At 43.0% G+C, this 23,524-nt stretch carries 13 protein-coding genes and 1 tRNA gene; all 14 read left to right on the plus strand.

Annotation, left to right across the window (positions count from 1 at the left end; genetic code table 11):
• Window positions 1-312: 312 nt before the first annotated feature.
• The gene (locus tag JXR81_00995; GenBank protein MBN2753419.1) at window positions 313-1,116 is read left to right on the plus strand and encodes a tryptophan-rich sensory protein; all 804 of its coding nucleotides are present in this window, start codon (window positions 313-315) and stop codon (window positions 1,114-1,116) included.
• Between the two features lie 47 nt (window positions 1,117-1,163).
• Window positions 1,164-2,576, plus strand: coding sequence for a HAMP domain-containing histidine kinase (locus JXR81_01000; protein ID MBN2753420.1), 1,413 nt, complete (start codon window positions 1,164-1,166; stop codon window positions 2,574-2,576).
• A 38-nt stretch (window positions 2,577-2,614) separates the two neighbouring features.
• Entirely contained in the window at window positions 2,615-3,943 is a 1,329-nt protein-coding gene (locus tag JXR81_01005) for a sigma-54-dependent Fis family transcriptional regulator (GenBank protein MBN2753421.1), read from the plus strand.
• Between the two features lie 270 nt (window positions 3,944-4,213).
• A complete protein-coding gene (locus JXR81_01010) occupies window positions 4,214-4,924 on the plus strand; it encodes a hypothetical protein (GenBank protein ID MBN2753422.1) in 711 nt (236 codons plus the stop codon).
• 2 nt (window positions 4,925-4,926) lie between these two features.
• Entirely contained in the window at window positions 4,927-5,934 is a 1,008-nt protein-coding gene (locus JXR81_01015) for a phosphotransferase (GenBank protein MBN2753423.1), read from the plus strand.
• A 200-nt stretch (window positions 5,935-6,134) separates the two neighbouring features.
• Entirely contained in the window at window positions 6,135-6,311 is a 177-nt protein-coding gene (locus JXR81_01020; GenBank protein MBN2753424.1) for a hypothetical protein, read from the plus strand.
• The gene (locus JXR81_01025; protein MBN2753425.1) at window positions 6,308-6,703 is read left to right on the plus strand and encodes a hypothetical protein; all 396 of its coding nucleotides are present in this window, start codon (window positions 6,308-6,310) and stop codon (window positions 6,701-6,703) included. Before JXR81_01020 ends, JXR81_01025 begins: the two co-directional genes overlap by 4 nt.
• Window positions 6,704-6,705: 2 nt before the next feature.
• The gene (locus JXR81_01030; protein ID MBN2753426.1) at window positions 6,706-7,413 is read left to right on the plus strand and encodes a hypothetical protein; all 708 of its coding nucleotides are present in this window, start codon (window positions 6,706-6,708) and stop codon (window positions 7,411-7,413) included.
• 97 nt (window positions 7,414-7,510) lie between these two features.
• Entirely contained in the window at window positions 7,511-17,392 is a 9,882-nt protein-coding gene (locus JXR81_01035) for a T9SS type A sorting domain-containing protein (protein MBN2753427.1), read from the plus strand.
• A gap of 19 nt (window positions 17,393-17,411) precedes the next feature.
• Window positions 17,412-20,606 (plus strand): T9SS type A sorting domain-containing protein, encoded by a 3,195-nt coding sequence (locus tag JXR81_01040; protein ID MBN2753428.1) that lies wholly within the window; start codon window positions 17,412-17,414, stop codon window positions 20,604-20,606.
• A 243-nt stretch (window positions 20,607-20,849) separates the two neighbouring features.
• Window positions 20,850-20,925 (plus strand) — tRNA-Lys (locus JXR81_01045).
• A gap of 80 nt (window positions 20,926-21,005) precedes the next feature.
• Window positions 21,006-21,317 (plus strand): 50S ribosomal protein L21, encoded by a 312-nt coding sequence (gene rplU, locus JXR81_01050; GenBank protein MBN2753429.1) that lies wholly within the window; start codon window positions 21,006-21,008, stop codon window positions 21,315-21,317.
• A gap of 63 nt (window positions 21,318-21,380) precedes the next feature.
• On the plus strand, window positions 21,381-21,635 hold the full coding sequence (gene rpmA, locus JXR81_01055) for a 50S ribosomal protein L27 (protein ID MBN2753430.1): 255 nt from the start codon (window positions 21,381-21,383) through the stop codon (window positions 21,633-21,635).
• Window positions 21,636-22,261: 626 nt separating this feature from the next.
• On the plus strand, window positions 22,262-23,524 hold the full coding sequence (gene obgE / locus JXR81_01060; GenBank protein MBN2753431.1) for a GTPase ObgE: 1,263 nt from the start codon (window positions 22,262-22,264) through the stop codon (window positions 23,522-23,524).

Genomic DNA, 23,524 nt, shown 5'->3' on the forward strand with positions numbered 1-23,524 from the left:
ATACTGAAAAAACACACCCAACCCCTGTATTATTTTTGATTGCGGTAGTTGTTTTTGTTCTTTGTCTTTACTTCCGTCCCTCTGTCCATCTGTGCATCCGTCCCTCCGGCTTACAGGGATTGTGTATATTTTTTCAGTACGCGCCGCAAACCGGTAATATTGTATTCAAACATGGTTGTTTTTTTACTTATTATGGATAATTAAGGTAAAATAGAGCCTTAAAGGCACAAGTTTTTGTGGATTATTCCCGGTTTAAGTAATAAAATAGTAAGTATGGGCGGCTTAAAAACTCTTTTAAATTAAGGAGAAAAAATGGAAAACAAAAAATACGGTTTAGGCGGAAAGATATGGGTAGCTTTAACTTTCATAAGTATGATAACAGTAAATTATCTTGCAAACGCGCTTCCTATAAACGGGCTTAATACGGGTGCTGTGTCCGACTCCTACAAAAACCTTTTCGCGCCTGCCGGCATTACTTTTGCCATCTGGGGATTAATATATCTGCTGCTTCTGTTTTATACCGTTTACCAGTTTGGCGTTTTTCAGCCAAAGGATACTGACAGAAGCGCCTTGTTTGAAAAAGTGGGAGCTCTTTTTGCAACATCGTCTCTGGCAAACGCGGCGTGGATTTTTTCCTGGCACTATAAGTATATAATTCTGTCCGTGATTCTTATGGCTGTTATTCTTATTTGCCTCATAAAAATAAGCGGCATTATCTTTAAAGAAACCCTTACAAAAAGGGAGAAAATTTTTATCAGGCTGCCTTTTTCTGTTTATTTTGGGTGGATAACTGTTGCCACAATTGCCAATATGACGGTTTTGCTTGTAAGCCTTAAATGGGACGGGTTTGGATATCCGGAATCAGTATGGACAATGGCTGTGCTGGCGGCAGGAATGGTCATTGGCGCCGTGACAATGATCAGGCGTATGGATATGGCTTATGGATTTGTATTAATCTGGGCTTACAGCGGCATATTATTAAAGCACCTGTCACAAACGGGATTTGACGGCAATTATCCTGATATTGTCACAGCTGTTATCGGATGCCTTGTGGTTCTTCTTGGGTGCGAGTTGTTTATTATTTTTTATAAAAAGATAAAGCATCCGGCGGCATAAAAAGCAATTAATAATTATTGATAAGAAATAAAAATCGGGGATGATTAATGGCCAGGACAATTAGGGTAAAAGTATTTATGTATTTTCTTATTTCCGCGGCGTTTATTATAACCGTATTCGGCATAATTACTTATAATTTTATCCTGGGCAATATTGAAAGCGAGATGGAAAACAGGCTTTTATCCGCGGGAAGGATAATAGCGGCGGATATAAATCCTGAAGATATAGCCCTTATAGGGCTTAAGGGAAAAGTTTACACCGGATATCTTGCAAAACTTGCCAATCTGAAAGAAATTCTTAAAGTCAAAGATGTTTTCGTAATTGAACCTTCAGAAGGCAAAGTAATTATTTCCACGCTTAAAAATGACGGTAAATATTTTATAAAAGTGGATGAGTATGAAATTGACAAAGCACTGTCAGGGGTTGCTGCGTCTTCACGGCTTTACGCGGGAAAGGGCGGGGAATATTTCAAAACCGGGTATGTTCCTGTAAAAAATAAAAATATTATCGCAGGCGCTGTCGGCGTTGAAGCCAGCGTTGAATACCTGCAGTATGTTTCCCGTTACAGAATTTTTCTTATTGTAATGGGGGCGTTTGCCATAGCGGCGTCTTTTATACTGGCTTTTATTATATCTTCGGGAATTACCGTGCCGCTGCGCAGGCTGAAAGAAAAAGCGGAGAAACTGTCAAAAAGGGATTTTTCCGAAAAAATAGAGACCAAAGGCGGGGCGGAAATAAAGGTGCTTGCGGACGCCATGGAAAACATGAGGGTGGAAGTGAAGCAGTATATGGAACAAAGGGACAAGATGGCGGATGTGGGGGAATTTTCAGCCGGCGTCGCGCATGAAATACGCAATTCGCTTGGCGTGCTTTTGGGGTACGCGGAGCTTATAAATGAAAAAACACAGGATGAAAAGGTAAAAAAATATTCCGCGGATATTATAAAAAACACATTAAAGATGAGCGAGTTTATTAATAATTTTTTATCATATACAAAAGATTTTATTCCGGACAGGCAGAATGCTGACCTGAATAAACTTCTGGAAGAAACTGTTTTTGAGATGCCGGAAAAAGTAAAAACTGCAATAAAAATAGAAAGTGCCGGTGCCGGGCTTTTTGCTGATGTGGATATTTATCTGATTAAAAAAGCGCTGTATAATGTTCTGTTGAATGCCTATCAGTCACTTGATAAGGACAAAAAACAAATAACGCTTTCCGCGGGCGAAGAAAGCGGGGAAGTTTATGTTTCAGTAAAAGACAACGGGACCGGGATTAAAAAAGACAATATAAAAAAGATTTTTCAGCCTTTTTTTACAGGAAGAAAAGAAGGCCACGGGCTTGGGCTTCCTATTGCCTATAAAATAATACACGAAGCCCACGGCGGAGACATAAAGGTTTTTTCTGAAGAAGGTAAAGGGACGGAATTCAGGTTATTTATTGGTAAGAAAAGCACTGCATGATACAATAAGTCAAATTGCGGCGGAGGAAATGAAAACAGATGAATTCAATTCTTATTGTTGAAGACAATGACGATTTAAGGGAAATAACGGCTGAAGCCATATCGTCCCGGGGTGATGAAATTATAACAGCGGCTTCGGCGGAAGAGGCGTTTTCACTAATAAAAGAAAGGTCATTTGACCTTGTAATCACGGATTTAAAACTGCCGGAAGCCGACGGAATGGCTGTTCTTGAAGCGGTTAAAAATTCCTCCCCTGATACAGAAGTGATAATTATGACCGCGTACGGCACTGTGGATACAGCGGTCAAGGCGATGAAAAAGGGGGCTTCTGATTTTATCACCAAACCTTTTTCCATAGAACAGATGAGGGTGCTGACCGATAAAATAATGAGCCATAGGGCGCTTAAAGAGGAAAACAGGAATTTTAAGAAAATTACTTCAAGAATGATAATCGGGAATTCCGAAAAAATTAAAGAAGTAACAGACCTTGCGGCAAAAGTTGCGGATAAGGAAGTAATAATATTATTAACCGGAGAGTCCGGCACAGGCAAAGAACTTATTGCCGAAGAAATACACAGAAAAAGCAGGCGCGGGGCGCAGGGAGCCCTTGTAAAAGTAAACTGCGCGGCGCTGGCGCCGGGCGTGCTGGAATCCGAACTTTTTGGGCATGAAAAAGGGGCGTTTACGGATGCCATGTACATGAAGAAAGGGCGGTTTGAACTGGCGGATAAAGGGACAATATTTCTTGACGAGATTGCGGAGCTTGCCCCTGATATGCAGGTTAAACTGCTTCGGGTATTGCAGAATATGGAATTTGAAAGGGTGGGAAGCGAAAAAACCATAAGGTCGGATGCCCGTGTAATTACCGCCACAAACAGGGATTTAAAGCAGGCGGTTGCAGACGGGCTTTTCAGGGAAGACCTTTATTACAGGCTGAATGTAATGCAGATACACATTCCGGCGCTGCGGGATAGAAAAGAAGATATTCCGGAACTTACGGCATACTTTATAAAAAAATACGCCGAGTACGGCGGATATAAAGTTAAGGCGGTTTCAAAATCCGCGCTTGATATATTAATGAAATATGATTTTCCCGGAAATGTAAGGGAACTGGAAAACCTTATTCAAAGGATACTTGTGACCTGTAATAATGATGTTATTGAGCCGGAAGACCTTCCTTATGAAATAAGGTCCAATACGGTTAAGGAAAGCGGCACGGGGTTTGACAATGAAGTGGAGGCATTTGAAAAGAAAAAGATATGCGACGCTTTGACAAAAAGCGGCGGTAATAAGTCAAAAGCCGCGGAAATTTTGGGAATAAACAGGACGACGTTTCTGGCAAAGGTTAAAAAATTAGGGATTGAATAGGTTCTGTTTTAATGTTTTTATCGTAGAGACACAATACATTGTGTTTCCGGTTTTGTATTAAATGTTTGGTAGCCGCGCCCTTTTAGGGCGCGTTGTTTAGATGTATGCGGTGGTAGACGCGGGTCTTTATCCCGCGCGATTTTTGTTTTGTGTTTTCTAATGTAAAGGTCATAACTTAAAGTGCAAATAAAGCAAAGAACAACTGCCCCGGGCTGAAGCCCGCGGCTACCAAGACAAAAAATTATGATGTTGGAAAATGGAGATAATAATATGAAAGTAATTATGATGTGGGTTTTGACCCTTATGCTGTCAGCAGGCGCGGCAATTGCCGGGGAGCCTGACAATTTTGCGGTTAAATCGGATGAATGCGGAAAGAAAGTTGAAAGTATTGAAAAAAATCTCTTAAAACTTGAATTAAAGAATATTTCTGTCACAGAAACAATCAATCACCTTAAAGGGCAGAAAAAAGGGGTTATCAGGGATTTTTTTCTGTGGTATTTTTTAGTCAGGGGAAATAAAACAGCTTTTAAGATTGCTGAAGCAGAAGCGGAATTAAGGCAGACAAAAGATGATTATTTTACTTACAGCGCGCTGGTTCTGGAAGAACATAACCGTAAGTTCAGAGAGTGTCTTAAAGAAAAATGCCCGGACGCGGAAGCTGTTTTCGCGCAAAGGCGCGTCTGGTCTGATAAAGTGATAAACTTTAAGGGTGTGTTTGAACTTGATGTAAATTACAGCCTTACAGCCGGTGAAAAACAGGATTCACAGGATGATGTCAGGGAGTATTATGAAAAAAAACTGATGCAGGCGGAACAAAGGCTGATTATACTCAGCGATGAAACCTTGATTCTATCTGACGCGCGAAAAGCGGGTATAAAAGTTGATGACGCGCAGACAGCATACATAAAGAATAAAATGAAAGAGATGGTTAAAATCAAAAAAAAGCTGGAAAACACGGCAGCTTTAAAAAACAGAAGGTAACAATGCAGGCAGAACTTAAGTTTAATAAGAAACAGTTTGCCGAAGCGGTTTTTAAAGAGTATGGAATAGGAATAAAACAATTTGAACTTATTCCCGAAGGCGCGGTAAGCCATAATTATAAAGCGTCAGGGAGCGACAAAAAAAACTATTTCATAAAAATATATGACAATTCAACAGAAGGAAAAAAAGCATCTTCGCTTTCAAAAAGATACCTGCCCCTTATTTATAAACTGAAAAACGAAGGAAATATCACCGATATTAATGTTCCATACATCACCAAAAGCGGCGCGATGAAAATGTTCTATAATTCAATGACTGTTATGATTTATGAGTATATAAATGGTGTGCCTATAGGGGACCTGCGTAAACTTGATTTGAAAATGTCCCTTAACCTTGCGCGGGATATGGGGCAGTACCACGCTGCCAGCGCGGCCTGGAATGAAAAGCCTGATTTTGAAAAAATATATTCTGATATTCCCGGGCTTGAACGCAGATTAAAATCTGTTATTAAAATGTCGCGGCACAGCGGGGACACCACGTCGTGTGGGGTGTTAAAAATAGTGCTGGATGGTTTTGAAAACAGGTCAGGCGGGTATCTGGACAGGATAAAAAAACTTGCCCCTATGATGAAAAATTTAAAAGGGCCTGTGGTATTCTGCCACGGAGACCTGCACGGATGGAACATACTTGCCGATAAAAATAACCACCTGCATTTTTTTGACTGGGAATTTTCTTTTTTTGGCCCCCCTGAAGGCGATTTATGGTTTATGACACGGCTGCCTGATTTTGAAAAGTTTTACACGGAGTATAAAAAATATTTTAAGGAACATAAATTAATGCCGGAAGTAATGGAATACTTTGCGGGGTTTTATTCCTTGAATGTACTTGCGTCCTGCTCTCTGCGGGTATTGTCTGAAACAAATGAAGAGGAACAGGACCGCATAGACATAGATATAGTGAAAGAACAGGTGGTAAAATTAGAAGAAATAGAAAAGAATATTTATGGATGAAAACAGGATATAACGCCTGTCTTTAAAACTGTCTTTTCATAATGGCAAACCTGTCAAATAATCAACCAAATGTCAAAAAACAAACCAAATTGTTTCGTAATACGGGAAAAAATGAAAAAGCGATTTAAAATTAAGGCTTAAATACAGGCATAATAATTGCTTGTATATTGACGTATTAATATAATAAGGAAGGTGAGTTAATGGATACCTTAAGAAGCAAAAAAGAAGGCGCGGTTTACTTAAAGGTGTCATTGCCCACTTTTGGCAAGTTTGTTAAACAGCATCCGGAAATAATTGAAAATAAAAAAGTTAATATGAAATTGCTTATAAAAACAGCTGAAAAAGAAAGCGTTAAAAAAAGGGGGAATATTTTATGAAAAATAAAATTATGTGCCCAAAAGATACAAAACTAAAAGATTATCTGATTGCGGTTAACGCCATAAAGAAAGTTACACCCCATAAACTTGACGATATTTACAAAAAGTATTCGCGCAGCGCCGATGAAAATAAAAGGGAGAAAATGAGGCAGGAAATAATTGAACAGAATTTAAAACAGGTTATTTCCATTGCCGCGGGATACCGCGGCGCGGGAATTACTTTCTGCGCGCTTATAGAAGCGGGAAACAGGGCTTTTATTGACTGTGTGATCAAACTTAAAACTGACGAAGCAGAGGAAGCTGCTTCGTTAATTACGTGGTGCATAGAAGGCGGAATAATTGACGCCATAATAAACGCAAAAAAATCTGCTGATAAAAACGGGCGGGGATAACATTGGAATCAGACAATCATTTAAGTTTAGAGGACATACAGGAAATTTTCGGAACTGTTATGCAGGCAGTCAAAGAAGAAAAAACAGCGCCGGCTGTTTTACCTCCGGGAAATGAAATTTTTAAAACAAAACAGGAAACACCCGGGCCGGATGAAACTAATACTGATGATTTTATTAAGCGTGCAAAAGAACTTGAAAAAGAATTTGCGAAGCAGATAGAGACAGCGCGGCCTTTGTCCGGATTTGGTTTTTTCGGCGAAACAGAAAAGGCCGCAATGATTAAAATGTATGAAGAAATATCTTTTGAACTGAGGGCTGTTCTGATGAAGACAATCAGCGAGAAAAATGTTAACAACATGATGCTGCGCTCGCTTGAAAAAACCGCGCTTATACATCCGGTGCTTAAAAATACCAACTGGGGCGGCGACGGCAGGCTGAAAGAAGACGGTTCCGTGGATTTTGAAAGGTTAATGAAGAATATTGAGCAGGCAGGGGACAATAAAATTGAAAAAACATTAAGTGCTATGATGGAACTTATGGCAATAAGGTTTAAAGCCGTAAAAACAGGAATGGGAGCTGAAAATTTCAAAAAAGCATCTGAATTGATTAATAAAAAACTTATGATAATAGAGGCCGGGTATCCAAAAGCAGTTGCTTTATCCTTAAGAGGCAGGGTTTTTGAGGAAGCCGTAAAAAAAGCTGAAGCCTGAAACAAATGTTTAACAGTGTTGATAATAAATAAAGCGGGGGAAAAATGATTTCAGATTTGTTGCAGGGGAGAATAGTTTGAAGAGTGCGGCGGTTAGAATGATACAATTGCTGTTTTTATTGTGTGTGTCTGTTGCCATACCGGTTTATGTGAAAGCCGAACCGGTGCTTCTTGGAAACAGGTATATTTCAGAAGATACAAACAGATATGTCTCTTTGAATTCATCAACTAAAAGGTTAAGCTACCGTTTTACCGCGGCTTTTAATATGACCACAAGCTCGCTGTGGATTTACTGCGGGACTAAACTGGGTTCTGCCGGTTATGAAATAGGGATTCAAACCGATTCTAACAGCTATCCAAGCGGTATCTATTTGAATGGAAGTACAACAACTTCTTTAAATGATAATTCGTGGAATCAGGTCAGTATAACAACTGTATCACTGACGAAAGGGCAGATATATCACATTGTTATCAGAAGCAGTGATGCGACATCTTTAAATTATAATAATTTTGCATATTCTTTTCCCAACCATAAATTATTCCCGAAAAATCAGGAATATGACGGCAATGCCCAGGTACTGGAATATAACGGTACATGGCAGCCTGCGAATTACGGCGAAGGCGGTATGCCGATATTTATAATAGATGAATCAGGAACGACTGAATTTGGAAATCCTTATATGTCCCCGTATTACTACTCCATACACGCCGGCGGAACTAACGGTGAGCCGGGAGACGACAGCGTAGCAGGCGAAGAAATTATATGGAACGGTCCTGCAACATCCATAACCGGTGTTGAATTTTATGTAAGAAGATACGGAAATCCCGGAGAGCCTTTAAATTACAGAATAGTAAATATTACAGACAGTGAAGTTATTTATGAAGATGTGCTTGCGAATTCGTTCAATGTTTCCACGGTTTATACCTGGAAAAGGGCTTTGTTTAACCCTGTTATATTTGAAACAGGAAAGACATACAGAGTTTATCTTTACGCCAACGGGCCTTCTTCAAGTTTAAATGAATATGAAGTGCTTACAAACAGCTGTTACCCAAGGGCTGAAAACTTATTTTTGTCACAGACTTTTGGCGGCGCTCAGAACAGGTTTATTATTGATTCAAATGGCGGTGATTCTTTTACATTTTATGATGACACTGACCTTGTTTACAGTTTTGTGCAGGGAGACGCGGGATGTGTTCAGGGGACATTTGGAAAAACAACCAAGGGGTTTTCAACCCCGTGGGCATCTGACGGAACTTCTTTAAATTCCACAAAGTACAAAATGGGTGTAACCGGAACGGTAAATACAATTAATTTAAATGTGGCTGCCATGTCTGTAAATACCGGAATACGTGTGGCGCTGTATTCAAATAACACTTCTTTAAACGGCGGTCTTGGCGGGCCGGAAAATCTTTTGACGCAGTCTGTTTTATATAACGCTGTTCTGGGATGGAACGCAGTTCCTGTGCCGGAAGTAAACATAATGCCCGGGGATTACTGGCTTGCGTTTCAGGCAGAATCCGGAATTGAAATTGACAATAATTATTCAATAGGTTCGGGCAGTGAAGGATACAGGACAGGTTATACATTTGGTGATTTTCCCGCTGTATTTGCGGCTTCAAATTATGACGACACGCAGTGGTCCATTTACGCGCAGTATTGTGAAGGCGAAGCGCCCACTCCAACTCCGACACCGCCTGTTATTTTATCTAATGTCAGTTCTGTAGAAACAATGGAAAAGGTGTTTTTTACCAATGCATCCTATCAATTAAGTTATAAATTCAAAGCGCCTTATGATATACAGGCGCAGAGTATCAGGCTTACAGGTTATAAGGGCGGAGCAACATCCACTTTTATTGTGGGTATTAAAGCGGATGACGGTTTTGGAAAACCGCTGGCAGGTTATCTTACAAACAGCACACCTACTGCGGCCGCGAATTACTGGAATACTTTTGAAATTCCAGCTTATACTTTAAATGCCGGAAATATCTATCATATTGTGGTTGAAGCTTCTGTTCTTCAGACAGGCGGATATCAGTTTTCATATACAACCCCGAATCACCATGTTTTCCCGCTTAATCAGTATTATGACGCGGATGCAGATGTGCTGTTTTTTAATGGGACATCATGGGCGTCATATAATGGAATGCCTGTTTTTGAAATTGAAGACACAGGGGGAAAACATTTTGGCAACCCGTATGACTATAGCGGTTTTTCGGCATATATTCACGGAAATAATTCCGCTGTAACTTCAGATGATAAAATATATGGTGAAGACATATCAAATCTTACTGCGGATACGGTAACAAATGAAGTGGTATGTTATTTAAGAAAGGCGGGAAACCCGACAGACCCGGTGTTTTATACCATTAAAAATATAACTGACGGTTTTGATGAAGCGTCAGGAATATTGGCGTATCCCGCGGATGTGACCGGGACTTATCAGTGGAAGACTGCCGGTTTTCCCGCGTTCACGCTTATTGCCGGGAAAACATACAGGCTGATTTTTCATTCGCAGAACACAGGGACAGGAAGCGCGGACTATTATGAAATAAATATGCCTGACAATTACAGCGTTGTAGCGGATGTAATGCATACCGGTTTGAATTATCAGGGTTTGAATCAAAAAGCTGTTTCTTCGGAAAACGGAGGAACCACATGGATTGTGGAAAATGAAGCGGATATTGTATTTAAACTTCAATACAATCCCGTACCGACAGAAGTGCCGACCGCGACAGAAACTTTCACGCAATTAATTACTCCGACTTTCACGCCGACTGTTTATGCCTGTTCTGACATGCAGTTTTTTGGCGCGTGTTCCACCGGTTTGGTTGACGTGGATTTAAACGGGGCATATATTGCAGCAAGCCGTTATCAGCTGCATGAAGACGGATTTATAAATGAATTATCCGCGTATATTTATTCGTCATCAGGCGGAACAATAAGGCTGGCGCTTTATTCGGATTCTGCCGGAGCGCCGGGAAGCCTTTTATTTCAGGGCGCGCCGCAAACATGCGCTGCGGGCTGGAACAGCACTAATCTTAACACACAATACAGCCTTCAGAAAGGTTATTACTGGATAGCGGTACAATTATCCGACGCGGGCGATTCAATGCTGAATTTTGACACTTCTATGAATGTACCGGGATATGTTTCGGCTTTCAGTGAAGGCCCGTTTCCTGCCGTGTTTCCTGCAGGCACATCAAATACCAACGGATACACAGTAAAAGCTTCATATTGCCCGCAGCATAAATGGGTGGGATACAAGTCACCCGCGGAAAATGGAAGGCTTTCCCGCCTTGATGCTTCAGGCGAGCGTATTGCAATGCGCTTTACACAGCCGGAATCAAAAATAATAACATCTGTTTATACATATGTTAACGCTGTAAGTGCATCGCCGCAGTATAAGGTGGGTATACAGGCGGCGGCAGGCGATGTGCCTTCCGGAACGTATCTTACATCCGGCCTTATTACCCCGTCAGCGGCAGGGTGGATTGCGTGCCCTGTTACAAATTACACCCTTAATCCGGGTGATTATTTTGTCGTGATAGAACCAAGTGGAAATCCAAACGGCTCTAAATATTCAGAGTGGAAGGAAGGAAACACACCGGGATGGCGGATATGGCCTACGGATAATTTTTATGACTCTAAATTCCTTGCTTTTTCAAATCTTGGGCTTGGATGGAATCCCGATTCAACACATCCGCTTATGACGCTGAAATATTCTGACGGAACCGTGCGGGGAAACCCTTATCAAGAGAACATAGCTCTTGCTGTTCATAATAATAACACAGCCGGCGATGTAAGTGATGACCGTTTTGCCATGCAGGTATTTGTACCGGGGCCAAACGGATGGAAAGTTGATAAAATCGGCGCGTTTGTGTACGCGTCAACCACGGCGCCCGGCGGGACGCTTGACTATTACATTTATGATGAAGCAGCCAAGGTTACAATGACAAGCGGTGTGCTTGCCGGTACAAGCAATGCGCCTGTTGCGATAAGCGGCACATGGATTGAAGCGGATCTTGCAGCTCAGTATATTCTTGAAGAAGGAAAGATATATAAAGTATTCTTCTGTTCGCATGACAGCCCGTCCACAAACCGCTGGCACGTGCTTGCGGGACAGACGTTGTCAGGTTCAGCGGACATGCAAAAAGCAACTTTTCAGGGAGAAGCGGGATATGCCGGATTTTCCACAAACAATAACATTTCTTACACAAATTTTCTTAATTACGACGCGCTTGTAAGGTTAAGATATATAGGGCCTGCGGCAGCGCCCACTTTTACATTCACACCGACACAGACGACGACTCTTACAAATACAATAACTATTACAGTCACGGTTACCCCTATAAATACTGTTGATACCGGTTGGGTGGACGCGGATGGGACAGCAAGGGAATCGGAAAAGATTGAAATAAACGCTGGCGTGTCATATACCATGCCGCGTTCGCTTGCTGTTGATAACAACGGGTATTACCATGTCGCATGGCGCGACGACACTCCCGGTAACACGGATATATTTTATAAATACTGGAATGGAACGGCATGGAATATACGGGGGAATATAAATGTTTCAAACACGGTTGACCCAAGCAATATCCCGGCGCTTGCGGTTGACGGTACGGGCACTCCTTATATTGCCTGGCAGGAAGGCGCTTTGCCTTCGGAAATTTACTGTTACTACTGGAACGGTTTGGCATGGCAGGGTTTAGGCGGCGGAAATGTTTCAAACAACGCGGGTAATTCCGGTTATCCTTCAATAGTCACAGATAACAGCGGATACCCGATTATTTTCTGGACAGATGATAATGACGGAGACTATGATATTTATATGAAGCGCTGGAACGGCAGTTCCTGGGGTACGGCTGTTAATATATCAAACGACACAGTGCAGTCGCAGTACCCTTCGGCTGCTTTTGATAAAAATACAGGAAACATACATGTGGTTTATGAGAGCAATACAGGCGGGTTCATGGAAGTGTATCATGCCTTTTATAACGGCTCTGTGTGGAGCACCCCGATTAATATTTCAAACACGCCGCCTTATGATTCTCTAAAGCCGTCTCTTGCTGTTGACAATTTTGGAAGGCCGCATGCGGCATGGCAGGAGGATAACGGGACTTATTATCAGATAAATTATTTATGGTTCAACGGTTCTGCATGGGTTGATGTTGACGGATCCGGAGTTGAGTCAGTTGTTGCCGCTTCCTATGGCGGTGAATGCATTACTCCTTCGCTTGTTGTAGAGCCGTCCGGCAGGCCGCACATCTCGTTTGTGTGCAATGACACCGGCAATTTTGAGGTTAATTATATCAAACGGTTTAATACCGCATGGGTTGACGCTGACGGCAGCGGGATTGAATCGCGCAATATATCGCAGAATGTTCCGCACTCTTACTCGCCTTCGCTTGCGCTGCGCGCTGATATGAGGCCTGTCGCGGTATGGGCACAGCAGGGTTCGCCTGAAGATGTGTCATTGCTTCAGTATGAAGGGCCTCTTGGAGCAACAGAAAGCGGCGGTTGCATAATCAGCCTTGATACGGCGTTTAATAATGCAGGAGCTACACCCGGAATAGTTACGCATGATAATGCTGCGGGCGGTTTTGGAAGCGATACTGCGTATGGAATAGAAATTCAATCTGACAGTATTTACGCGGCAGGCGCGTCATACAACGGTACAAACATTGACATGGCGGTATGGAAATATAAGGCGGACGGCCTTATTGACACCTCTTTTAATCCCGGGTTTGGATACTCAACTCATGATAATGCGGCCGGCGGTTCCGACGCTGATTACGGAAGGGCAGTGGCGCTTGATTCGGGCGGAAGGGTATTTGTGGCAGGTTATAGTATGGCTGCCGCGGGAAATGATATGGCGCTTTGGTGTTACACGCCGGGTGGAATTTTAGATACCACATTTAATAACAGCGGCGCCATACCCGGTATCGTAACACACCATAATGCTGCCGGCGGCAACAGCGCGGATGCGGCTTATGGTGCGGCAGTTGACAGCGGCGGAAGAATAATAGTTGTGGGTTACAGCTATAACGCTTCTTATAACGGAGACATGGTTATCTGGCGGTATAACCCTGACGGAACCCTTGATACTTCTTTTAACAGCGGCGGCGCCATACCCGGGATTGTTGTGCATCATAATGCGGCAGGCGGAAATTCATCGGATCAGGCTTTCGCGGTCACAATTGACATCAATAATAAAATAGTGGTGGCGGGTTACAGTTATAACGCGGCCGGAAATGCTGACTTGGCAATATGGCGTTACAATACAAATGGTACGCTTGATACTTCGTTTAATCCGGGAGGAGCTATACCGGGCATAGTTACGCTTGACGGGCCGGGTATTGGAACTGACTATGGATATAGTATTGTAACTGACGGTGTCGGCAATGTTTATGTGGCGGGTATGACAGATGTGCTTCCTGATGCCTCCATTAACTATGACATGATTGTATGGAAATATCTTAATAATGGAAGCCTGGACAACTCGTTCAACTCGGCATCGCCGCTTCCGGGAATATTTACACACGGCAGCGCGGCCGGCGGCATTGGCAATGACTACGGCGCGGGAATTAAACTTGACGCGTCAGGCAGAGTTGTTGTAACCGGTTACGGCACAAACGGCACTGATAATGACATGATAATATGGCGGCTTACAACTTTGGGAGTCCTTGATACTGATTTTGACGATGACGGTATTGTAATAAGCGGCAACGCGGCAGGCGGCAGCGGAAATGACCATGGCATGAACCTGGTTATAAGCGCTGATGGAAGTATTTTGGTTGCCGGTGAAAGCAGAAACTCGTCTTTAAATAATGACATGACACTGTGGAGATATAAAGACAGCTGTTCGGCGGCAGGCGTGGGTACTCCGACTGATACACCTACATTGAAACCGTCATTTACTGTTACGCCGACTGTTACACAGACTTTAACAGCAACTGCAACTTCCACAAATTCGCCTGTAATTAATACAACCAGATATTATTTATGGGATTCTTCTGACAATATAGGTTATTTAGAAGACCTTAAACCGGACACGCCCGTCGGGCCTCCTATGTTAAAATTTGCGCCGGTGATAAACTGCGGCGGGCCTTCAATTTTGGGAGAGTGGGTATCAGAGCCCCTTTATTATAATTCTCTCCCCGATCAGGATTGGGCTATTGAACTTTGGGGTTATGCAAGTACGGCAGGAAACGTTCAGTATAATATAGATGTGTATGAACATAACGGAATAAGCCCTGTAAATTTCATTTTCCCTATGAATATTTTTCCCGTGAATCAGGGCGCTATTTCATCTCACTATATTAACTTTAATCCGGGTTTCTCTTATGCTTTTACTCCGGGGAACAGGATAATGATAAGAATATCCGCGCAGGACCTTTGCATATCGGATGCTGATGTATGGGTTAATTATAATGATATAGGCAATGCGTCTTATATAGAGATACCATTGGATGAAAACGCCGCTGTTTCTCCGACGGTTACACAGACTGTTACAGTGACATATACTTTAACCGGCACACAGACAATATCCCCGTCATTAACTGCAACACAAACGGTCACGCAGACCCCCTGTCTTGATTTGCCTTCGTCTGTAGTGGCATTCCCGCAGGATGGGCAGTCGTACGACACCATAAATCAGATAAGCGGAACAGCTTATGCTGTATGCGGTCTGGTTACTAAGGTGGAAATTGCGCTGCGAAGGTTGTCTGATGGGTATTTCTGGAACGGTGCATCCTGGGCAGATACGCCGGCATCGGCAGGTTTGGCGGCAGGGACAGATAATTGGACATTTGATGCTTTACCTGTCTGGCAGCCGGGAGAAAATTATCTTCTTATGTCAACTGCAACCGACAGTTTATCAAACGTTGAAAGCGGCATTACGACTGCGTTTTCTATTAATCTGCCTACAGCCACGGCAACACAGACAGTGACAGTGACAGGGACGGCCACCAGGACAACCACGCAGACTGTTACCGAAACAATAACAGAGTCGGCAACACGGACTGTGACACAAACAGCGACACAGACCGCTACTGAAACTGTAACAGAAACAATAACGCATACATCAACCGAAACCATAACAGAGTCAACAACACAGACGGCTACAGAGACATCAACAGAAACATCAACGCCAACGTCAACTGAAACCGCAACGCAGACCGTGACTGAAACTATGACAAAGACAAATACACAGACCTCAACCGAAACTGTTACGCGGACTGTAACGCAGACTGTTACCGAAACAATAACGCATACATCAACCGGAACCGTAACAGAGTCGGTAACACAGACGGCCACAGAGACATCAACAGAAACTTCAACGCCAACTTTAACAGAGACGGTAACGCAGACCGCGACTGAAACTGTGACACAGACTGCCACACCTTCAAATACAGCCACGCAGACAGCAACTGAAAGTTCAACACAGACAGCAACTGAAACGATAACTGAAACAACCACAGAAACTGCAACGCAAAGCGCCACGCAGACCGTTACAGAGACCGTAACACAAACGGCAACACAGACAATAACTGAAACATCAACAAATACCCCTGATGATACACAGACAATAACACCTACTAGCACGGTCACTTTCACAAATACGGTTACAGAAACTGTATCGCGGACAGTTACAGAGACATCAACTGAAACAACAACGCAAACAATAACCGAAACCGTAACAGCAACAGTAACTGAAACGTTAACTGAAACCGTGACTGAAACTGTGACTGTTACAGTAACAGCGACTGTGACAGAGACGGCAACAAATACTGTAACGGAAACTGCAACAGAAACTGCAACAGAGACTGTAACAAAAACATCAACAGAGACCGCGACAGAAACCGTGACTGAAACTGTAACAGAAACAAACACAGGAACTATAACTCAAACCCATACTAATACCCCTCCAAACACTCATACAATAACAACAACTATAACGGTTACCGGCACACCCACTTCAACAAATACAGTTTCTGAAACTGTTACAAAAACCGTAACTGAAACCGCGACTGAATCTGTTACTGCCACAATAACGGAAAGTATTACAGAGACAACCACAAAAACAAGTACAGAGACCGCGACAGAGACATCAACACCCACATCAACTGCCACTGCGACAGGGACTTCAACTTTGACAGTTACACAAACTTCAACACCAACAGCCACGACCACTTCCACAATTACTTATACCGGTACTGATACTCCGACCGCAACGGCAACACCCACGCTGACACTTACGGATACGGCCACATCAACCGCGACAGCCACTATGACTGCCACACAGAGCGTGACACTTACCGCCACACTTTCAAATACACCCACATCCACAATTACTTTAACTTCAACGGAAAGCACAACTCCCACAACTACAAATACAGCAACAGAAACAAACACCCCGTCTGTAACGCAGACCAATACGCAGACTAATACGGCAACAAGCACATCAACTGACACGGCCACCGACACAAATACGCCAACCCCAAGCGAAACTTTCACTGATACTGCCACATATACTTATACGGAAACTCCTACAGAGACATCTACTTACACCTACACGCCGACAGAAACATTCACAAATACGGCTACAGATACGTTTACTTCCACAAATACGTTTACTGAAACATATACACCCACAATAACCCCGACATTCACAAACACGCCGACGCCCAATATAGATACGGCGCTGGACAGAAATTATGTAGAACCATTAAAAGGTGATAAGGTAAAAGTTTCAGTTAAATCACAGACAGCAGGTGAATTAATTGAAGTTAAGGTGTATAATTTGTCCGGTGAAAGGGTAAGGCAGTTTAATTTTTATTCAACGGGCGCCGGATGGAATGAAGGATTCTGGGACTGCAGAAACGACGCGGGCAAGACAGTCGGACAGGGGCTGTATTTTATGAGAATAAAACAAAACAACACCGTTCAGACAAAAAGGGTGTTTATAATTAAATAATTTAAGAGGTATTTAAAACATGTTAAAAAGATTTTTAATACTGTTGATTCTGCAGGTATTTGCCGTGTGCGCGGCGTTTGCCGCGGGTCCAAAAATAATTTCGGCTGTTATGAACCCGTCAAACCCGAAGTTTGGGCAGGAAGTAACTGTTACCGTTGAATTCTGCGCGTCCAAATATTCCGCAACTGCAATAAATATTGCCGTCAGCAGCTTTTCAACAAAAGCGCCTGAAGGCACTGTTGGACAGATTTTTCTTGTAAGCAGTTTGGGTATTGATGTTCCAAGTGAAAATCCCAACCCATATGGGGAAATACATTATATAGCGGCAGATTCAGACATAGTGGCGGTAAACAATTGCATTGACTGCGGCAGCGATACAAATTCGCGTATTATAACAAAACAATATGTTTTTCACATACCGGATATTTCAAAGTTTCCCGGCTGTGAGATTTCTGATTTTTATCTTCATGTAGGCCTCAATGATTATTTTATAAGGTCATCTGAATGGATTGCCCTTGATTCGTGCAGTTCGGTATCCGCATCCTGGACAATCCCATATCCCGGAGAAGTGCTGGAACTTAAAAATGCAAAAACAGAAGGCAAGGCTTCTTTAGACGGTGATTTGGTCCTGTTTTCCTGTGATTATGCCTATACAGGCGGCGTCCTTAATATTGAATCTGCGCTTCCTGCTGACGGAAAACTTAAGATAGTATCTTGCGGACCTTCTGAATATGTTATGGCGTCGCCCACGGCGGGCAGCCAGTCCGGCACTATAACTTGGGTGCTGCAGGACAGGATGGGTATGCCGGCTTTATCTTCCGGCAGATTATGGTTTACCGCAAGGCTGCAAAAGCCGCCGGCTGTTGACGATGAAAAAATTGCCGTGCCGTTTAACGCTTCGCTTGGTTCAAAAACAAAATCATTAAGCGCGTCTTTAACTGTGAATCAAAACAGGGTGCTGCTTAATTTAAGCCAGAGCAAATCTTCCGCCATGATAGGCGATACTGTAACGTACGTAATTAATTACGCGGCATCTTCATCAGCGCTTAGATTCGTTGATTTGTTTGATAACATGCAGGGGATATATACCGCTTCTGTTCCGCCTTTGGGCTGGAAATATGTAAGTGACGCGGGCGCATATGGAACGTGGTCTGCGCTTTCTATATGTTCAACAGGCAATAAATATCTGGAATCATCCTCGGTATCAAATGTGTATCCGGGCATGGTGCTTGATGACGCGGTTCAGTCAAACGCGGAATTCTGCACGGGTACAATTTTAACGGATGTCAGAATACAGCCCGGAAGCAATCCCGGCGCTGACGCGCAGGTAATAATACGAAGCAACGGCCTTGCCGACACGCTTAACAGCATGTATTCGCTTCTTTTATCAATAGACAGCAGCCCTAACGGATATGTGTCATTTCAAAAATGCGTTAACGGTAACTGTACGTGGCCGTCTTATACAAGTACGTTTATAATAAATCCTGATACGTGGTACAGCGTAAAGGTTGAAGCTTCTTCTGAGTTTTATTTCAGTGCAAAAGTGTGGAAAAAAGGTGAGCCGGAACCGTCTGCGTGGACGCTTGTATATAATGATGTAAACGGGCTTGCCGATGGAATGAACTGTTCAAGCGGAGCGTCCTGGCGCCCGGGAATAAACCATCAGGGTTATTCATCTGACACAAAAAATAATTATGATGATTTTATGGTTTTTAATTCCGGAGCCGGAATAATAAGCGGTGCTGTTGTATATGATACTGTTCCTGCAGGAATAATTTACCTTGGAAATTCAAATTCAGGGACAATAACAGGTGATTTTTTATCGTGGACCATAGGGACGCTTGCGGAATCATCAGGCGCGTTTACCTGGTGGGGAAAAGTAAACGCGTGCGGCAGTATCACAAATACCGCGGGCTTTAGCGGCGCCTCTCCTTTTGTCCCTGTGTTTTCAAATACGCTGCTGCTGCAAAGCGAGCCGTGCTATGTGACGCCTGTTGTGACGCCGACAGTGACAATAACACCGTGTGTCAATACTCCTTTTTCATATGTTATCAACCCTATGGGGGGGCAGGAATACGTGTCGTTAATGCAGGCTGACGGCAATGCGTCCGCCTCATGCGGAAGCATACAGCTTGTGGAAGTGGCGTTTCAGCAGCAGGCAGGCGGGTTTTACTGGGACTTTTCGGGAAACACCTGGTCGCTTGCTTCGCCGGACTGGAACGCGGCAACTGGAACAGATAACTGGACGTTTACCAATATGCCGTTATTTAATCCGGGAGAATCATATACAATTTTCAGCAGGTCTACGGACACTCTTGGTAACGTTGAAATGCCAGGCCTTGGAAATACCTTTTCAATAGTAAATCCCTCACCGACTGTTACGGTCACTGCAACAAATACAGTTACAGAAAGTGCTACAGGGACAGCGACATCCACGGCAACACAGACTTCCACAAATTCTGTAACGCAGACTGTAACAGGAACAATAACCCAAACCGCATCGCCTTCCGCCACGCAGACAAACACGCAAACCGGAACGCCCACAATAACATTGACAAACAGCCCTTCAAATACGAATACAAAAACAGCGACACAAACGGCAACTAAATCATCAACTTTAACCGCCACTCAGACAATAACTTTGACTGCAACTTCAAGCACAACAATGACAATCACAGCCACTGTTTCGGGAACAAACACACCTTCCGTAACGCGGACAAATACACAGACTGACACTCCCACTGATACGCCTGTCGACACGGTTACGGACACAAAAACGCCGACTCCAAGCGAAACATACACTTATACAGAGACACCCACGGATACATTCACCTTAACGCCCACGGACACATTTACCGCGACAAACACATTTACTTATACATATACTCCTACCATCACCCCTACATTTACAAACTCTCCCACTCCAAAAATTGATACGGCGCTGGATAGAAATTATGCGGAGCCGCTAAAGGGCGACGACATAAAAATTTCCGTTAAAGCCGCTGCGGCCGGAGAATTGGTGGAAATTAAGGTCTATAATTTATCAGGGGAAAAAATAAGGCAGTTTAATTTTATAACCGCGTCAGCAGGATGGAATGAAGGATTCTGGGACTGCAAAAATGACGCGGGCAAAACGGCAGGACAGGGATTATACTTTATCAGAATAACAAGGGAAGGAACCGTTGAAACAAGAAAAGTGTTCATTATAAAATAACTGCAAGAGGCAAAAAACGTAAAAAACGCCTTTAAATAAAGGGTAAAAATATTTTTTTGGTTTTCCAAAATTATATTGACATTAAAAAAATATTGTGTAAAATATGCTCTACTGTTTTGTTTATCATAAGTTCGTATTACAATAATAAAAAAACAGAATGATTGATTAAAGATGTATGCATGTAAGGGTGTTCTTATACTTTCAGGATTTTACTTACAACTTTGTATTTGTAGCATAATAGGTGGGCCGGTAGCTCAGTTGGTAGAGCACCGCCCTTTTAAGGCGGCTGTCGAGAGTTCGAGCCTCTCCCGGCTCACCAGTTAATATGGTATAATAATACAAAAATAAAAGCAAAGACGCGGCAGTGAAACAGCCGCGAAATTATGGAGGTTTTTTACAATGTACGCGATAGTTGAAATAGCAGGCAAACAGTACAAGCTTACCGAAGGCGCGGTAATTAACGTGGACAAACTTAATCAGGAAGGCAATGAAATTAACTTTGACAAAGTGCTTCTTCTTGTATCCGACAGCGACATTAAAGTTGGTAATCCCACAATCCCGAATGTTCAGATTAAAGCTGAAATTGTTGACAAAGAAGTAAAAGGGGACAAGATTGTTGTGTTCAAATGGAAGAGGGCAAAGAACTCCAAGAAAAGAATGGGACACAGGCAGAAATACACTAAAATAAGAATATTAAAAATAGAAGCATAACTTTAAAAACAAAGGGAAGTATAAAATAATTTAAGAACGTAAAATTAAGGAAGGTGGATTTAAATGGCACACACGAAGGCACAAGGTTCTACAAGAAACGGGCGCGACAGCGCGGGACAGAGGCTTGGTACAAAAGCGGGCGATTCACAGCTGGTTTCAGGCGGCTCCATAATAGTAAGGCAGCGCGGCACAAAAATCACAGCCGGAACTAACGCCGGTATGGGCAAAGACCACACAATTTTCGCAAAAGTAACCGGAAGGGTAAAATTTACAACTTCCGCAGGCGGAAAAAAGGTAAGCATTATCCCTGTAAAGTAATTTTCTTTTTACACCTAAAACAAAAAGCGGGCTTAAAGTTAAGCCCGCTTTTTTTATTTGTTGTTACCGGTAATTTTTTTATTATTTATGTTTTTTACTTCAGTCCCTCTGCTATAAAGGGCTTTGGCATATGCACAGGTAGGCCCGCCTTTTAATACCGAGCCTATAATAAAATTGCTAGGTATTATGCGCGGCAGCTGGCTTTTGTAATTGTTTTTACTTCCGACCTTCTGACCATCTGTGCATCCGTCTCTCGGCCTTACCGGGATTGGGTGTGTTTTTTCAGTACGCGCCGCAAATTGGTAATCTTGTATCCAAACAAATTTGAAATCAACAGGTATGTTAATTCATTGGCAATCGTGAGCCCGCGGCATATCCGAATATGCCGCCGTTGCATTAAATCGCCCCTGCTGCATACATACTGTGTTTGCGCGGCACATACTGAAAAAACACACCCAACCCCTGTTTTTATGTTTCAGTTTTCTCGATTTTCGGTTTTCGATGTTTGTATTTACTTGCGTTCTTCGGTTTTATCTATTGGATATGGGATAAAAGGATATGGGATAAGGTTTTCCTATGATATAATAACTTTACAAAAAAACAGGCACTAAACGGAGCGGCAAAAAATGTTTGTAGATCACGTACAGATAATGATTGAATCAGGCAAAGGCGGCAATGGCGCTTCCACATTCAGGCGCGAAAAATACGTTCCCAAAGGCGGACCGGACGGCGGCGACGGCGGGCGCGGCGGCCATGTTTATTTTGTGGCGGATCGGCACTTAAATACCCTTGTGGACTTTCATTTTAACAAGCTGTATAAAGCCGAAAAGGGCGTTAACGGGGCCGGCAGCCAGATGCACGGAAGAAACGGAAAAGATTTATACATCCACGTGCCGCTTGGAACCGTTATCATGAACGCGGCGACAAATGAAATAGTTGCTGATCTTGTAAAAGAAGGCGACAAAGTGCTTGCCGCGGGCGGCGGGCGCGGCGGCAGGGGAAATATACACTTTAAAAGTTCCACCAGGCAGGCGCCAAGGTTTTATGAAAAAGGCGAGCCGGGAATAGAACTAAGCATCGCTTTAGAACTTAAGCTTCTGGCCGATGTGGGCATTATTGGAATGGCAAACGCGGGTAAGTCCACGCTGCTTTCAAAAATATCCAATGCCAGGCCAAAGATAGGAAACTACCCGTTCACCACGCTTGTGCCTGTGCTTGGAATAGTAAAAGTGGATGCTGAAAACGCGTTTGTAGCGGCGGACATTCCGGGGCTTATAGAAGGCGCGTCAGAGGGAAAAGGCCTTGGAATAGAATTTCTACGCCACATAGAACGCACAAAAGTTTATGTTCACGTTGTGGACCCCACGCAGGGCGACGCGTTTGACAATTATAAAATGATAAACAAAGAACTTGCCAAGTACAGCGGCAAAGTGGGCAAACGTCCGCAGGTGGCTGTGATAAATAAATCTGACCTTTTAAGCGATGATGAGAAAAAGGAAATTAAGGATAAATTTAAAAAGAAAAAAATACCCGTGGAATTTATATCGGCGCATAAAGAAGAAAACTTAAGAAAAGTTGTTGTGAAAGCTTACGATATTCTTAAGAAAATGCCGGTAGAAAAAGAGGAAATATCAACGGTTTATTACAGGGAAGAAGCGGATTCCGCCCCACAGCTGGAAAAGGCCGGAGCTCACGTTTTTGTGCTGCGCCACAGGCCGACTGAGCGTTATGTGGAAATGCTTGATTTTTCAGAGATGGAAACAGTGGAAGTGTTCAAACGTTACCTTGAAAAAAGCGGTATGAATGAATTTTTTAAGGCAAACGGCGTGACAAATGGCGATGTTCTGGTAATTGCGGACAGGGATTTTATTTACGACGACGAAGAATAA

The sequence above is a fragment of the Candidatus Goldiibacteriota bacterium genome (assembly GCA_016937715.1).
In the GTDB taxonomy this organism is placed as follows: Bacteria; Oederibacteriota; PGYV01; order PGYV01; family PGYV01; genus PGYV01.

What these genes read in the sequence shown, in the direction of transcription:
- JXR81_00995 (MBN2753419.1), top strand. Translation starts at nt 313, where the DNA reads ATGGAAAACAAAAAATACGGTTTAGGCGGAAAGATATGGGTAGCTTTA.
- JXR81_01000 (MBN2753420.1), top strand. Translation starts at nt 1,164, where the DNA reads ATGGCCAGGACAATTAGGGTAAAAGTATTTATGTATTTTCTTATTTCC.
- JXR81_01005 (MBN2753421.1), top strand. Translation starts at nt 2,615, where the DNA reads ATGAATTCAATTCTTATTGTTGAAGACAATGACGATTTAAGGGAAATA.
- JXR81_01010 (MBN2753422.1), top strand. Translation starts at nt 4,214, where the DNA reads ATGAAAGTAATTATGATGTGGGTTTTGACCCTTATGCTGTCAGCAGGC.
- JXR81_01015 (MBN2753423.1), top strand. Translation starts at nt 4,927, where the DNA reads ATGCAGGCAGAACTTAAGTTTAATAAGAAACAGTTTGCCGAAGCGGTT.
- JXR81_01020 (MBN2753424.1), top strand. Translation starts at nt 6,135, where the DNA reads ATGGATACCTTAAGAAGCAAAAAAGAAGGCGCGGTTTACTTAAAGGTG.
- JXR81_01025 (MBN2753425.1), top strand. Translation starts at nt 6,308, where the DNA reads ATGAAAAATAAAATTATGTGCCCAAAAGATACAAAACTAAAAGATTAT.
- JXR81_01035 (MBN2753427.1), top strand. Translation starts at nt 7,511, where the DNA reads ATGATACAATTGCTGTTTTTATTGTGTGTGTCTGTTGCCATACCGGTT.
- JXR81_01040 (MBN2753428.1), top strand. Translation starts at nt 17,412, where the DNA reads ATGTTAAAAAGATTTTTAATACTGTTGATTCTGCAGGTATTTGCCGTG.
- rplU (MBN2753429.1), top strand. Translation starts at nt 21,006, where the DNA reads ATGTACGCGATAGTTGAAATAGCAGGCAAACAGTACAAGCTTACCGAA.
- rpmA (MBN2753430.1), top strand. Translation starts at nt 21,381, where the DNA reads ATGGCACACACGAAGGCACAAGGTTCTACAAGAAACGGGCGCGACAGC.
- obgE (MBN2753431.1), top strand. Translation starts at nt 22,262, where the DNA reads ATGTTTGTAGATCACGTACAGATAATGATTGAATCAGGCAAAGGCGGC.